14 protein-coding genes are annotated in these 14,690 nt (G+C 63.3%); 6 read left to right on the plus strand and 8 right to left on the minus strand.

Annotated features, from left to right (window positions below; translation table 11 throughout):
* Positions 1-12: 12 nt before the first annotated feature.
* The 6 genes from BLU37_RS06840 to BLU37_RS06865 all read right to left on the minus strand — a co-directional run bounded on the left by BLU37_RS06840 (position 13) and on the right by BLU37_RS06865 (position 5,791).
* On the minus strand, positions 13-795 hold the full coding sequence (locus tag BLU37_RS06840) for an N-acetylmuramoyl-L-alanine amidase (protein ID WP_010451705.1): 783 nt from the start codon (positions 793-795) through the stop codon (positions 13-15).
* 99 nt (positions 796-894) lie between these two features.
* Positions 895-3,117: a GGDEF domain-containing protein gene (locus tag BLU37_RS06845; protein ID WP_090203438.1), complete on the minus strand. Its 2,223-nt coding sequence runs from the start codon at positions 3,115-3,117 to the stop codon at positions 895-897.
* 19 nt (positions 3,118-3,136) lie between these two features.
* Positions 3,137-3,994, minus strand: coding sequence for an endonuclease/exonuclease/phosphatase family protein (locus tag BLU37_RS06850; protein WP_090203441.1), 858 nt, complete (start codon positions 3,992-3,994; stop codon positions 3,137-3,139).
* Between the two features lie 12 nt (positions 3,995-4,006).
* Complete coding sequence (locus tag BLU37_RS06855; RefSeq protein ID WP_090203444.1) at positions 4,007-4,657, minus strand: thiol:disulfide interchange protein DsbA/DsbL; 651 nt, start codon at positions 4,655-4,657, stop codon at positions 4,007-4,009.
* Between the two features lie 193 nt (positions 4,658-4,850).
* The gene (locus tag BLU37_RS06860) at positions 4,851-5,456 is read right to left on the minus strand and encodes a c-type cytochrome (protein WP_010451696.1); all 606 of its coding nucleotides are present in this window, start codon (positions 5,454-5,456) and stop codon (positions 4,851-4,853) included.
* 44 nt (positions 5,457-5,500) lie between these two features.
* The gene (locus BLU37_RS06865; RefSeq protein WP_090203447.1) at positions 5,501-5,791 is read right to left on the minus strand and encodes a c-type cytochrome; all 291 of its coding nucleotides are present in this window, start codon (positions 5,789-5,791) and stop codon (positions 5,501-5,503) included.
* 201 nt (positions 5,792-5,992) lie between these two features.
* Here BLU37_RS06865 and yihA point away from each other — a divergent pair, with 201 nt between their 5' ends.
* A complete protein-coding gene (yihA, locus tag BLU37_RS06870) occupies positions 5,993-6,637 on the plus strand; it encodes a ribosome biogenesis GTP-binding protein YihA/YsxC (protein WP_090203453.1) in 645 nt (214 codons plus the stop codon).
* Positions 6,638-7,295: 658 nt separating this feature from the next.
* Here the strand turns inward: yihA and polA are convergent.
* Complete coding sequence (polA, locus tag BLU37_RS06875; protein ID WP_090203456.1) at positions 7,296-10,109, minus strand: DNA polymerase I; 2,814 nt, start codon at positions 10,107-10,109, stop codon at positions 7,296-7,298.
* Between the two features lie 74 nt (positions 10,110-10,183).
* Between polA and BLU37_RS06880 the strand changes: the two genes are divergently transcribed.
* Together BLU37_RS06880 and BLU37_RS06885 are read left to right on the plus strand one after the other, a co-directional pair.
* The gene (locus BLU37_RS06880) at positions 10,184-10,474 is read left to right on the plus strand and encodes a DUF2782 domain-containing protein (protein ID WP_019362761.1); all 291 of its coding nucleotides are present in this window, start codon (positions 10,184-10,186) and stop codon (positions 10,472-10,474) included.
* Between the two features lie 58 nt (positions 10,475-10,532).
* A complete protein-coding gene (locus BLU37_RS06885; RefSeq protein ID WP_090203459.1) occupies positions 10,533-11,483 on the plus strand; it encodes a homoserine kinase in 951 nt (316 codons plus the stop codon).
* Between the two features lie 137 nt (positions 11,484-11,620).
* On the opposite strand, the gene BLU37_RS06890 is transcribed toward BLU37_RS06885, so the two are convergent.
* On the minus strand, positions 11,621-12,550 hold the full coding sequence (locus BLU37_RS06890) for a zinc ABC transporter substrate-binding protein (RefSeq protein WP_090203461.1): 930 nt from the start codon (positions 12,548-12,550) through the stop codon (positions 11,621-11,623).
* Positions 12,551-12,607: 57 nt separating this feature from the next.
* Here BLU37_RS06890 and zur point away from each other — a divergent pair, with 57 nt between their 5' ends.
* Genes zur through znuB form a run of 3 tightly spaced genes read left to right on the plus strand, consistent with a single transcriptional unit; the run spans position 12,608 to position 14,659 of the window.
* On the plus strand, positions 12,608-13,090 hold the full coding sequence (zur, locus tag BLU37_RS06895; protein ID WP_090203464.1) for a zinc uptake transcriptional repressor Zur: 483 nt from the start codon (positions 12,608-12,610) through the stop codon (positions 13,088-13,090).
* A complete protein-coding gene (gene znuC / locus BLU37_RS06900; RefSeq protein ID WP_090203466.1) occupies positions 13,090-13,878 on the plus strand; it encodes a zinc ABC transporter ATP-binding protein ZnuC in 789 nt (262 codons plus the stop codon). The genes zur and znuC overlap by 1 nt, the downstream gene beginning before the upstream one ends.
* Complete coding sequence (gene znuB / locus BLU37_RS06905; RefSeq protein ID WP_010447461.1) at positions 13,871-14,659, plus strand: zinc ABC transporter permease subunit ZnuB; 789 nt, start codon at positions 13,871-13,873, stop codon at positions 14,657-14,659. The genes znuC and znuB overlap by 8 nt, the downstream gene beginning before the upstream one ends.
* Positions 14,660-14,690: the final 31 nt, after the last annotated feature.

A 14,690-nucleotide genomic window follows, 5' to 3' on the forward strand; every position in this document is an offset into this window, starting at 1 on the left:
CCAGCGCTGAGGTTATTTTGACCGATTGAGTACCTGCAGGATCGCTGCGCTCTGCGCATCGGCCACACCATCGAAACGCGCCGGGCGAAAATGCATCTGGAACGCCGCCAGCGTGTGCTGGGTGCCGGCGTCCCACTCGCCGGTCTGCGGCGTGGCGGTGTAGCCCAGGTACCGCAGTTGCTGCTGGAACCAGCTGGCGCTCGGCAACTGGTAGGCATACACCTGCTGCTGGCGGGCCACCGCCTGCTCATCCGGCCACATGCCCAGGCCCTCGGCAGCCAGGCGCTTCCAGGGAAACAACGGCCCCGGATCCTGCTTGCGCAGCGGGGCGATATCGCTGTGGCCGATCACATTGCGCGGCTCGATGTGGTTGCGCTTGACGATATCCTTGAGCAGAACGATCAACGCCTGGATCTGCGCTTCGCTGTAGGGATACCAGACACGTCCGGCGGGTGTGTCGCGAAACCCCGGATTGACGATCTCGATGCCGATGGAACTGGAGTTCAGCCAGGTACGCCCCTGCCACTCGCTTTCCCCGGCGTGCCAGGCGCGCTGGCTCTCGTCCACCAGCTTGTAGAGAGTGGCCGGATTGTCGTCGCCGACCAGGTAGTGGCTACTGACCTGGCCGTGGGTCAGCAGACGCAAGGAGTTTTCCCGGTTCGCCGAGGTGTAGTGGACGATCACGAACTGCGCGCGGCTGTCGTAATTGACCGAGGGGTGGCTGGTGTCCAAGCGTGGGCCGCTGGCGCAGCCCGCGAGTAGCAGGGCCGCGCTAAGGAGAGAGAGCAATTTCATGGCAGTAACAAAAACCAGGGCAGTGACGCTCTAGCATAACGTACCGCAGGCACCGACATAGGCTCAGGCAAGACTCGGTGACAAATCGACAGGTCCGGTTCAGCCCACTTCGACCCGATTGCGCCCGGCATTTTTCGCTCGGTACAACGCCTCATCGGCTCTTTTGAGCACATGATCGCTGCGTTCGCCGACCTTGAAGGCCGACACCCCCAGGGACACGGTAATGGTCACCCGCTCGCCCTTGAAGTGGAAAGGACAGGCCTCGATGGCCGCCCGCAGAGTCTCGGCCAACTTGAGTCCCGCTGCCACGGATGTCCCCGGCATCAGCAGAACGAACTCCTCGCCACCGAAACGGGCGATGAAGTCACTGCCGCGCAGGTTCTTGCGCAACACGCTGGCAATGATCTTCAGCACCTTGTCACCCGCCAGGTGGCCGTAGTTGTCGTTGATACGCTTGAAATGATCGAGGTCGAGAATGGCGATCAACAGCGTGTTGCCATGCTGCTGCCATTGCCCGACTTCATGATCGAGGCGCTCGCCCCAGGCGGCGCGGTTCGGCAGACCGGTGAGCGGGTCGATCAGGGCTTTCTGCCGTTGCTCCTCAAGGTGATCGCGATAGACCAGGGCTTCCTCTTCCATGTGCGCGACACGCTCGGCCAGCATCTGCAAGCGGGTCGCGACTTCATGCTCGCGGATATCACGCTCCTGCTGGTGTCGATCCATCGTGCCCAGCAGGTCTTCTAGGCGGTTTTCCAGGACATGCTTGAGGCTGTCGAGGTCGGCGGCGGCCAGCACGCTGTTCTGCAGGCCGTCGACGTGCTCGCGCAACTGACTGTGCAGGTCGTTGGCCGCCGAACGGCCCTCGGCATGGCCTTCACTGGCCGCGCGCAGGTTGCTCTGGAAGGACTCCAGGCGCTCGTTGAGCTGCTTGAGGTAGACCTCGAAATCATGCTGACCGCTGTCGTTGATCGCCAGCATCAGCACCGCCAGATCGTCGAGGATTGGCAGTAATTCGTACCAGTTCAGCCCATGTTCGAGACGATGACGCATCGACTCGGCATGGGGCTTGTGGCGTTCGGGCAACGACAGTTCATCCAGCAGGCCGAGCAGCGTCGATTCGATGTGCTCGGCCACCGAACTGTAGGACGGTTCCGGGGACTCCGGCAGGGCATACAGCACATCCTGCTCGTTATCCTCGGGATGGACCGCCGCCAGGGCTTCGGCCATCACCGTTGGCAGTGGCAGGCTGTCGAGGAAGACCTGCGACGGTGCCGGCGCGGCAGTAACCACTTCGGGTGGGTCGGGCAACTCGGCCTTGGGCGCAGCGTCCACGACTGCCTGCGGCGCTGCTTCGAGCACCGCAGTGCCGGGCTCTGGTGATACCTGAGGCGCCAGCGCGACCGGCTCTGGCTTGGGATCAGTTGTGAGCTCTGGCTTGGACGCGGATTCGGGTGTGGACTCAAGGGCAGAAGCAGGGGCGGACACGACCGCAGGTGGTGTGTCGGTCGCCACCTCGACTGGCGCCAGCGGTGGCGGCGTCTCAACAACGGCCTCGACGACTGCCAAGGGTGGGGCAGATGCCTCGACCGCAGGCAACACCGCCTCGACGGCGACGGGCTGCACAACGGGAGCCGTTGGGGCAGGGGCAGGTTTTGGCGCCACGGGCTCAACCGTCTCAACCGCCTCATCGTCATCAGAGACGAGGCCGGGGGCGAAGGCAGGGACCGGCACGGGTTCAGCCGCAGGCGCAGCATCGGCCGCCACCGACGCAATTTCAGCACCCGCCTCGGTATTCTCCTTAGCTCCGAACAACCGTTGCAAAAGGCCCGGACGGCTCTGCTCGGCGGGGTGCTCCAGTTCCGTCAGGGCCTTGCCCTGCAGGCTGCTCAGTTCGCTGAGCAACAGGGGAATCTCGCGAGCCTGGCCAACCCGTCCATCAAGCTGCTTGGCGAAGTTCTTCAGCGGCCGACGCACCTCCCGCGGCAGCGGCAGGGTTTGCAGTTGCGTCACCAGCGCGGTCAGCGCAGTGCCCATCTGTTCGACGCGGGTTTCGCGGCGCTGCTCGGAATCGAGCACGGCTTTTTCCAGACGCGGCAGCAGGTTGGCCAGTGCCGCATCCATATCGTCGCTGCGGATCACCTCGCGCATTTCCTTCATGCACTGGTCCACCGCCCGGTCGGTGCCTTCAGCCGCCAGGGTGCTGCGCACCAAGCCGCGTCGAAGCAGGTCGAGACGGGCATCCCAGCGCCGCTCGAGCTTTTCCTGTTGTTCGATACTCTTAAGGTACTTCTCTTTCCAGCGCTGGGCTTCTTCGCTGCTCATTGCAGGGCGTCCGTGAGATTCAACGACTCAAGGCGGGCAACGTATCAGAACCGATGGAACCTGGCAGGCGAATTTCAACGGCAACCGGCAAATGGTCGGAAATCGGCTGGGCCAGGACCTGAACCCGCTCCAACGTCAGGCTCGGGCTGAGCAGAATATGATCAAGGCAGCGCTGTGGGCGCCAACTGGGAAAGGTGGCCTCGACCTGCGGCGCGAGCAGCCCCAGATCGCGCAAGGGCGAGTGTTGCAGCAGGTCGGTGGCGTGGGTGTTCATGTCGCCCATCAGCACCTGATGCTTGAAGCCGCCGATCAGCTCGCGGATATACGCCAGTTGCCGGGTGCGTGTCCGTGCGCCCAACGCCAGGTGCATCATGACCACCACCAAGGCATCCGGACCTTCGCCGAAGCGTACCAGGATCGCCCCACGACCGGCCGGGCCGGGTAGCGGGTGATCCTCGATCGCCCACGGCCGCAGGCGGCTGAGCACGCCGTTGCTGTGCTGGGCCAGGCGGCCGAGATTGCGATTGAGTTGCTGGTACCAGTAGGGAAAGGCACCCAGTTGAGCCAGATGCTCGACCTGATTGATGTAGCCCGAACGCAGGCTGCCACCATCGACCTCCTGCAAGGCCACCAGGTCGAAGTCGCCCAGCAGGCTGCCAATCTTCTGCAGGTTGTCGGCGCGCCCGGTGTGCGGCAGCAGATGCTGCCAGCCACGGGTCAGGTAGTGCCGGTAACGCTGGGTGCTGATACCGACCTGGATATTGAAGCTGAGCAGCCTCAGGCGATTGTCCGCCGGCAGGCCGCTGGAGTGCAGATGGTGTTCATTGACCTTCGGCTGATGAAGGCCAACATTGCGTTCCGATCCCCAGCGAGCCATGGCCGGGGCGCCTTACTTGCCGGCGGTCGCGCCAGCCGCTCGCTCTTTGGCGATCAGTTGGTCGGCCACGTTCAAGGCTGCCTCGGGACCGCCTGCGGTGCCAAGGTCAAAACGATACTTGCCGTTGACGATCAGGGTCGGTACGCCACTGATCTCATACTTCTTGGCCAGTTCGCGGGCAGCGACGATCTTGCCCTTGATGGCGAAGGAGTTGTAGGTCGCGAGGAATTTTTCCTTGTCGACACCCTGGGTGGCCACGAAGTTGGCCATGTCTTCAGGTTCGAGCAGCTTTTTGCCTTCCTTCTGGATGGCATTGAACACCGCCGAATGGACCTTGGCTTCGACGCCCATGGCTTCCAGGGTCAGGAACAGCTGACCGTGTTTGTCCCACGGGCCGCCGAACATGGCAGGAATGCGGACGAAGTGTACGTCGGAAGGCAGCTTCTTGATCCATGGATTGATGGTCGGTTCGAAGGCATAGCAATGCGGGCAGCCGTACCAGAACATCTCGACCACTTCGATCTTGCCAGGCTCTTGCACCGGCACCGGGGTCTTGAGTTCAACGTAGGTCTTGCCGGCTTCGAGCGGCACATCCGCCGCCTGGGCCGTCATGCCGAACAGGCTGGCGGTGACGAGTGCGGCGCTGAGGATCAGATTACGCATGCATTACTCCTGGGAATTTAGACGTCGCCTCCGTCGCGACCTGTAATTTCTGACAGACCGAGCGGGCTCTTGGTTCGATTAGTGTAACGGCAGCGGCCACAAAAAAGGGCGGCCAAGGCCACCCTTTTATCTTTGCAACAAAGGATTAATCGATCATTAACGCGAGCACGCCGCGTCAATCATCAGATGCGCCTCAATGCAGACCTTGGACATAGCTGGAAACGGCCTCGATGTCCTTGTTGCTCAGCTTCGCGGCGATGCTCTGCATGATCTTGGTGTCGCCGTCGTTGGTGCGTACACCTTCGCGGAAGTCGGTGAGCTGCTTGGCGACGTATTGCGCGTGCTGACCACCCAGGTGCGGGAAGCCGGCGGCGGCGTTGCCCGCGCCATTGGGCGCATGACAGCCGGTGCAGGACGGCATGCCCTGGTCCAGCTTGCCGCCACGGAACAGTTCTTCACCCCGCGCCACGAGCTTGGGATCGGCCGCGCCGACGCTGCCTTTCTGGCTGGCGAAGTAGGCGGCGATGTCGGCGAGATCCTGGTCGCTGAGATTGGTCAGCAGGCCAGTCATTTCCAGCACGGTTCGCTTGCCCGACTTGATGTCGTGCAACTGTTTGTCCAGGTACCGCTCACCCTGACCCGCCAGTTTCGGAAAGTTGGGCGCCATGCTGTTGCCATCAGGACCATGGCAAGCGCCACAGACGGCGGCTTTCCCCTGACCGGCAGCGGCATCGCCGGCGGCATGGGCGAGACCGGTGATCCCCAGGGTCAACAGCAGACTCACGATCAATTTGTTCATCAGCTAATCCAATACGGCTAAGGGTTAAGAGTTATGGACCGGGCTTACTCGCTCATCCAGCGGATGATGCTTCGGTAATCCTCGGCACTGCAGTCCATGCACAAACCACGCGGCGGCATCGCCTTGAAACCCTGAGTCACGTGTTGCACCAGCACGTCCATGCCTTGGGCCATTCTTGGCTTCCACGCGGCCTTGTCGCCCTTCTGTGGGGCCATCGGCAGCTGTCCGGCATGGCAGGCAATGCAAACACGGTTGTACACGGCTTCCGGATCCTGTGTAGCCTGAGCGCCGTGAAGCGGGATCAGGACACTGGCAGCTAGCAGCCATCTGGTCATGAACTGATCGTTCCAGTCATGAACTTCAGGGTTGGGAACGTGCCACGTTCTAATGCGCGGCCTAGGTCAATCGCTCCCATGTTCTTCGTCCTACGTCGGGACAAAGCACACACTAAATCTGCGGCATTATATACTGGCGTCCATGAAACGGAAACGACACAGCTTGTCGCGCCTCCCGGCACCGCCCCTATTGGAAATCCCATGCAACTGAAAAACCCCATTCTCGGCCTGTGCCAACAGTCCACCTTCATGCTCAGCGCCGCCAAAGTCGACCAATGCCCGGACGACGCCGGTTTTGAAGTGGCCTTCGCCGGTCGCTCCAATGCTGGCAAATCCAGCGCGCTGAACACCCTCACTCACGCCAGCCTGGCGCGCACCTCGAAAACCCCGGGGCGCACACAACTGTTGAATTTCTTCAAACTAGACGATGAACGCCGTCTGGTCGACCTGCCGGGCTACGGTTATGCAAAAGTTCCGATTCCGCTCAAGCAGCACTGGCAGCGTCACCTGGAGGCCTACCTGGGCAGCCGCGAGAGTCTCAAGGGCCTGATCCTGATGATGGACGTGCGCCATCCGATGACCGACTTCGACCGCCTGATGCTCGACTGGTCGATCGCCAGCGGCATGCCGATGCATATCCTGCTGACCAAGGCCGACAAGCTGACCTATGGCGCGGCGAAGAACACCCTGCTCCAGGTCCAGGCGGAAATCCGCAAGGGCTGGGGCCAGGCAGTGACCATCCAGCTGTTCTCGGCGCCCAAGCGCCAGGGTCTGGAAGAGGCCTACACGGTGCTGGCCGATTGGCTGGGGCTGATGGAGAACGGTGCGGAGGAAGAGGCGGAGTAATCCGCTTCAGCGCCTGGTTCTGGCTGACTGCGGGCGATGGCGGTTTATGGGGGCAGCAGAGCCCTGAGGATGGCCGCCTGCGGCGGTTCGCGGGCAAGCCCGGCTCCTACAGGAAGCGATGCGCCCACGAGCTGCTGCGCACGCCAAACGGTCTTTGGTGGTTCAGGCAAGGAAAAGCGGCGAAAAAGCGCAATTCAGGGCGTCTGAATGCGCATTTCGAGCCGCACTTTTAACGCAGCATGAACGCACCACAAACCGCTTGGACAAAAAAAACCCCGGACTTCGTGTGGGGAGGGGAAGTTCGGGGTCCAAGTTCCGGACCGCTAGGGCGGGGTCCAGAATATCTGCCAACACTTAACACAACATAGGAGCATCGAAGGGCTTCACCAGCCATTCAATAACTCTGAGTGGCCGCAGGCCGATTTAGTTCCCCCTCTCTTCAAAAACTATTTCGCATAGCCATTGAAGAATTCAGAACCAAAGCCCTTCGATACACTTGCGGGCCTGTTCGCGGCGGTTCGGCGCCCCGACAAGCCCGGCTCCAACAGTGCGGTGCGGGGCACGGAATGCACATACCACACGCTCCCTGCAGGAGCCGGGCTTGCCCGCGAACCGCCGCAGGCGGCCATCACCCCGCGAACACCTGGGAAGCCCGCGATCAGTGCGCCTCATCCCAGTTGTTGCCCACGCCAACCTCGACCAGCAACGGCACATCCAGTTGCGCCGCACCGCTCATGTGGACACGGATCTGCTCGCTGACCTCGGCCACCAGATCCTCGCGCACCTCCAGCACCAATTCGTCGTGCACCTGAAGAATGACCTTGGCATCCAGCCCGGAGCTGGTCAGCCAGTCGTCGACCTTGACCATGGCCTTCTTGATGATATCCGCCGCCGTGCCCTGCATCGGCGCGTTGATCGCCGTACGCTCGGCCGCCGCGCGCTCCTGGGGTTTGTTGGAGTGGATGTCCGGCAAGTACAGCCGGCGACCGAACAGGGTCTCGACATAACCTTGCTCGGACGCCTGACCACGGGTGCGCTCCATGTATTCGCGAACCCCGGGGTAACGGGCGAAATACACGTCGATATAGGCCTTGGCGGTCTTGGTATCGACGCCGATGTCCTTGCCCAGCTTCTGCGCGCCCATGCCGTAGATCAGACCAAAGTTGATCGCCTTGGCACTGCGTCGCTGGTCGGAGGTGACCTCGTTCAACTCGACCTTGAACACCTCGGCCGCAGTGGCCGTGTGCACGTCGAGGTTGTCACGGAAGGCATTGAGCAGCCCCTCGTCCTTCGACAGATGGGCCATGATCCGCAGCTCGATCTGCGAATAGTCCGCCGCCAGCAGCTTGTAGCCCTTGGGCGCAACGAACGCCTGACGGATGCGCCGGCCTTCGGCGGTACGCACCGGGATGTTCTGCAGGTTCGGGTCGCTGGAGGACAGCCGGCCAGTCGCCGCCACCGCCTGGTGGTAGGAGGTGTGGATACGCCCGGTGCGCGGGTTGATCTGCTCCGGCAGGCGGTCGGTGTAGGTGCTCTTGAGCTTGCTCATGGAACGGTACTGCATCAGCACCTTGGGCAGCGGATAATCGTCCTCGGCCAGCTTGGCCAAGACTTCCTCGGCAGTCGAGGGCTGACCCTTGCCGGTTTTCTTCAGCACCGGCAGACCGAGTTTCTCGTAGAGAATCACCCCCAGTTGCTTGGGCGAACCGAGGTTGAACTCCTCACCGGCGATCTTGAACGCCTCGCGCTCAAGATCGACCATCTTGTTGCCCAGCTCGATGCTCTGCACGCCCAGCAGGTCCTTGTCGACCAGGGCACCCTGGCGCTCGATGCGCGCCAGCACCGGCACCAACGGAATCTCGATGTCGCTCAACACGCTGGCCAGGCTCGGAATCGCGGCCAGTTGCTCGTGCAGCGCCTGGTGCAGGCGCAGAGTCACGTCGGCATCTTCGGCCGCGTAGTGGCCGGCCTGTTCCAGGGGAATCTGGTCGAAGGTCAGTTGCTTGGCGCCCTTGCCAGCGATGTCCTGGAAACTGACGGTGTCGTAGTCCAGGTACTTCTTCGCCAGGCTGTCCATGTCATGGCGAGTCGCGGTGGAGTTCAGCACATAGGATTCGAGCATGGTGTCGAAAGCGATGCCACGCACGCTGATGCCCTGCTCGGGATCACCACCGATCGCACAGTTGGCGAGGATGTTCATGTCGAACTTGGCGTGCTGGCCGACCTTGAGTTTCTGCGGGTCTTCCAGCAGCGGCTTGAGCGCCAGCAAAACGCTGTCGCGGTCCAGTTGCTGCGGCACACCGATGTAGGAGTGGGTCAGCGGGATGTAGGCTGCTTCGTTGGCCTGTACGGAGAACGACACCCCGACCAGTTGCGCCTGTTGGGCGTCGATCCCGGTGGTTTCGGTATCGAAGGCGAACAGTTTGGCGTCCTGCAGCTTCTTCAGCCAGGCGTCGAAGCGCGCCGGGTCGAGGATGGTTTCGTACTGCGGCTCGGCAGGGGCCGGCGCAGCGGTTTCAGCCGCCGCATCCTCGACCGCTGCCTGGGTCGCCGCTGACGCTGGCGCGGCAGTCTCCTGCAAGCTGGCGCGCTTGGCTTCGCGGCTCAGCTCGTCGAGCCAGCCCTTGAATTCCAGCGAGGTATACAGTTCGATCAGCTTGTCCCGGTCCGGCTCGCCCAGGTGCAGGTCGTCGAGGCCGACCTCCAGCTCCACATCGACCTTGATGGTCGCCAGCCGATACGACAGGAACGCCATTTCCTGATGTTCAAGCAGCTTGGCCGGCAGGGTCTTGGCCCCACGGATCGGCAGGGTCGGGACCAGGTCGAGGTTGGCATACAACTCTTTCAGGCCGCCGTTGACTCCCACCAACAGGGCCACGGCGGTCTTCTCACCGACGCCCTTGACCCCGGGGATGTTGTCGGAGGAGTCGCCCATCAGCGCCAGCAGGTCGATGATCTGCTCCGGCGCGACGCCGAACTTGGCCTTCACGCCTTCCACGTCCATGGACGTCTCGGACATGGTGTTGACCAGGGTGATATGCCCGTCGACCAGCTGAGCCATGTCCTTGTCGCCGGTGGAGATCACCACCGGGCGATCCGCCGCCGCGCTACTGCGGGCCAGGGTGCCGATCACGTCGTCGGCTTCCACGCCTTCCACGCACAGCAGCGGGAAGCCCATGGCGCGCACGCTGGCATGCAGCGGCTCGATCTGCACCCGCATTTCGTCGGGCATGCTCGGCCGGTTGGCCTTGTAGTCGGCGAACATTTCGTCGCGGAAGGTGCCGCCCTTGGCATCGAACACCACGGCGAACGGGCTGTCCGGGTACTGCTTGCGCAGGCTGCGGAGCATATTCAGGACGCCCTTCACTGCACCGGTCGGCACCCCCTTGGAATTGGTAAGCGGCGGCATCGCGTGAAACGCGCGGTACAGGTACGAAGAACCGTCCACCAGGACGAGGGGAGCTTTGCTCATGAGCGCGATCAACCTTTTCGGCGGGTCCAGCGGTAGAATAATGGGACCGTTGACGACAAAGGGACAAGGTTATCATGCGTACGCTCAATCGCTTGTTGTTGGCCGGCCTGTTTGCACTCACTCCGTTGGCGGCGATGGCCGCGGAGGATGCACCTTCGGCCGATCCAGAGGTGACCATCCGCACGGAAGGCGACAAAACCATCCAGGAATACCGGCAAAATGGCTTTCTGTACGCCATCAAGGTCATCCCGAAAGGGGGCAAGCCGTACTTTCTGGTACGCGCCGACGGAACTGATGCAAACTTTATCCGTTCGGATCAGCCGGATATGCTGATTCCGTCATGGAAGATCTTCGAGTGGAAATAACCCTTTAACCCTAAGCGGCGTCGGCTGGATCGCGGCGCCCGGACTGGCAGCTCTAAACATGTCTGTGTTCACCCCCCTGGCTCGACCCGAGCTGGAAACCTTTCTCGCCCCCTACGGGCTCGGTCGCCTGCTCGATTTCCAGGGAATTGCCGCTGGCAGTGAAAACACCAACTTCTTCATCAGCCTGGAGCAGGGCGAGTATGTCCTGACCCTGGTCGAGCGCGGCCCGGTGCAGGAAATGCCGTTCTTCATCGAACTGCTCGACGTGCTCCACGACGCCGACCTGCCGGTGCCCTACGCCTTGCGCACCAGCGACGGCCAGGCCCTGCGTGAGCTGGCTGGCAAGCCGGCCCTGCTGCAACCGCGCCTGGCCGGCAAGCACATCAAGCAGGCCAACGCCCAGCATTGCGCCCAGGTGGGCGAACTGCTCGGCCACCTGCACCTGGCGACCCGCGACCGGATCATCGAACGCAAGACCGATCGCGGCCTGGACTGGATGCTCGAGGAAGGCAACACGCTGAAGTCGCACCTGGGCACCGAGGCCCACGACCTGCTGGAAACCGCCCTGGAAGAAATCGGCCGCTGCAAGGCGAAGATCCTCGCTCTGCCGCGAGCCAACCTGCATGCCGACCTGTTCCGCGACAACGCGATGTTCGAAGGCACGCACCTGACAGGGCTGATCGACTTCTACAACGCCTGCTCGGGGCCGATGCTGTACGACGTGGCAATCGCCCTGAACGACTGGTGTTCGGATGACGACGGCCTGCTCGATGGCCAACGCGCCCGCGCCCTGCTGGGTGCCTATGCAGCGTTGCGACCGTTCACCGCGAGCGAGGCCGAGCTGTGGCCGCCCCTGCTGCGGGTGGCCTGCGTGCGCTTCTGGCTGTCACGATTGATTGCCGCCGAGACCTTTGCCGGGCAGGACGTGCTGATTCACGATCCGATGGAGTTCCAGCTGCGGCTGGCGCAGCGGCAGCAGGTGAGTGTGCTGTTGCCGTTTGCCCTCTGATCGACAGAAGGACTTTCAGCGCCCTTCCGGGTCCTTTCGCGGGCAAGCCGCGCTCCTACAGGCCTGTGGCGTGCACTATGTTGCGAACGCCGAAAACGTGTAGGAGTGCGGATTGCCCGCGAAGAGGCCGGTCCTGCCTACAAGGATTCCAGGCAACCGGCCAAATCGTTACCGAGTTTTTCCAGCACCTGCTCATAGCCATGGGCACCCGCCGGCGTATAACCGCCCAGCGCATCCAGTTCCGCCAGCTTCACCGGCAACCCGGACACCAGTGTCTCGGCCAACCGCGGCCGCAATGGCGGCTCGCTGAACACGCAGGTCTTGCCGACTTCCTGCAGCCGCGTACGCATCGCCGCGACATGCTGGGCGCCCGGTTGCACTTCGGTTGCCACGCTGAACACCCCGGCATGCCTGAGCCCATAGGCGCTCTCGAAGTAATCGAACGCCTCGTGGAAGACGAAGTACGGCTTGTTCGCCACACCCGCCAGGCGCGCCTTGAGCCGCGCATCCAGGGCATCCAGGCGGCCCGAGAAGGCCTCGGCGTTATGCCGGTAGCGCTCGGCATTGGCCGGATCGGCCTTGGCCAGGTCCTCGGCCATGCGTGCCGCGATCACCCGCGCATTGACGGTCGACAGCCACAGATGCGCATCCAGCGACCCCGGACGGTGATCGTGGTCATGCTCGTCGGCATCTTCGGCGTGGGAGTGGCTATCTTCGGCGAACCGGCGCAACTTCATGCCAGGCAGGTCCTGAACAGCCACGGTCGGCAGGTTGCGGCCCTTGAGCACGCGGGGCAGGAAACTTTCCATGTCCGGGCCGATCCAGTACAGCAACTCCACCGACTGCACCTTGCGCACATCGGACGGCCGCAACGCGTAATTGTGCGGCGAAGCGCCCGGCGGCAGCAGTACCTCGGGCGTGTCGACGCCGTCCTCGACCGCCGCGGCGATCAGTTGCAAGGGCTTGATGCTGGTCAACACGCTGACCTGGGCCTGGACAGGTCCGATCACGAACAAACCGGCGCTTATAGCGACAAAAAAGGCAAAAAGACGGGGCACGAGGAACACTCAAGGCGGCAGGAACAGGTAACATAATAACGTCTCTCACAACAATCGTCGCCGCTCATGCCTAAAACCCCTCTCGCCAGTCGCCCCCACGATCACTCCCACTGCGTGCACAGCGCGCTGTCCGAGGCCGATGCGCTGTGCGCGCGGCAGGGCCTGCGCCTGACCGCTCTGCGCCGGCGCGTGCTGGAGCTGGTCTGGCAGAGCCACAAGCCGCTGGGCGCCTACGACATCCTCGCCGTGCTCAGCGAGCAGGACGGCCGCCGCGCCGCGCCGCCGACGGTGTACCGCGCGCTGGACTTCCTGCTCGACAACGGCCTGGTCCATCGCATCGCCTCGCTCAATGCCTTCGTCGGCTGCAACAATCCGGAGCACACCCACCAGGGTCAGTTCCTGATCTGCCGCAACTGCCACGCAGCCATCGAGCTGGAGCAGAAGACCATCAGCGACGCCATCGTCCAGAGCGCCAGGGACGTCGGTTTCGTCGTCGAGGGCCAGACCGTCGAAGTGGTCGGCCTCTGCTCGGGCTGCCAGGGGGCCTGATGAGCACTGCGCTGATTCGCCTCGACCAGGTCGGCGTGACCTTCGCCGGGCAGGACGTGCTGGACAATATCCAGCTGAGCGTCGAGCCGCGGCAGATCGTCACCCTGATCGGCCCCAACGGCGCCGGCAAGACCACCCTGGTACGGGCCGTGCTCGGCCTGCTCAAGCCGACGCGCGGCAGTGTCTGGCGCAAACCCCGGCTGCGGGTCGGCTATATGCCGCAGAAGCTGCACGTCGATCCGACCCTGCCGCTGTCGGTGCTGCGTTTCCTGCGTCTGGTGCCGGGAGTCGACCGCGCCCGGGCGCTGGCTGCGCTCGGTGAAGTCGGTGCCGAACAGGTGATCGACAGCCCGGTACAGAGCATTTCCGGCGGAGAGATGCAGCGGGTGCTGCTGGCCCGGGCGCTGTTGCGCGAACCCGAGCTGCTGGTGCTCGACGAGCCGGTGCAGGGCGTCGACGTCGCCGGCCAGGCCGAGCTGTACAGCCTGATCACCCGCCTGCGCGACCGCCATGGCTGCGGCGTGCTGATGGTTTCCCACGACCTGCACCTGGTGATGAGCACCACCGATCAGGTGGTCTGCCTCAATCGCCACGTCTGTTGCTCCGGGCATCCCGAGCAGGTCAGCGGCGACCCGGCCTTCGTCGAGCTGTTCGGCAGCAACGCGCCGAGCCTGGCGATCTACCACCACCATCACGACCACGCCCATGACCTGCATGGCACGGTGGTCAGCGAAGCGGCCGCGACGGCCCATGCCCACGTTCACGGAGATAGCTGCAAGCATGGCTGATTTTCTGCTCTACGCCCTGCTTGCAGGCCTGGCCCTGGCGATCGTGGCAGGCCCGCTGGGTTCGTTCGTGGTCTGGCGGCGCATGGCCTATTTTGGCGACACCCTGTCCCACGCCGCGCTGCTCGGCGTAGCCCTGGGCTTTCTGTTGGACATCAGCCCGACCCTGGCGGTGACCGTCGGCTGCCTGCTGCTGGCGGTGCTGCTGGTGACTCTGCAACAACGCCAGCCGCTGGCGTCCGACACGCTGCTGGGGATTCTCGCGCCGAGCACGCTGTCCCTGGGCCTGGTGGTCTTGAGTTTCATGCACGAAGTGCGGATCGACCTGATGGCCTACCTGTTCGGCGACCTGCTGGCGATCAGCGGCACCGACCTGGCCTGGATTCTCGGCGGTAGCGCGGCGGTGCTGGCGCTGCTGGTCGCGCTGTGGCGACCATTGCTGGCGATCACCGTGCATGAGGAACTGGCGACCGTCGAGGGCCTGCCGGTGGCGACATTGCGCATGGCGCTGATGCTACTGATCGCCGTGGTGATCGCGGTGGCGATGAAGATCGTCGGTGTGCTGCTGATCACTTCGCTGCTGATCATCCCCGCCGCCGCCGCGCAGCGCCACGCCCGCTCGCCGGAGCAGATGGCCGTCGGCGCCAGCCTGCTGGGCATCCTCGCGGTATGTGGCGGACTGGCGCTTTCGTGGTTCAAGGACACCCCCGCCGGGCCGTCCATTGTGGTGGTGGCTGCCGGCCTGTTTCTGCTGAGTTTTGTTCTGCCACGCAGAGGGGTGTAGACTTGCTCGTTTTTTGCGCAATTAGAGAGTC

The sequence above is a fragment of the Pseudomonas asplenii genome, assembly GCF_900105475.1.
Taxonomy (GTDB): domain Bacteria; phylum Pseudomonadota; class Gammaproteobacteria; order Pseudomonadales; family Pseudomonadaceae; genus Aquipseudomonas; species Aquipseudomonas asplenii.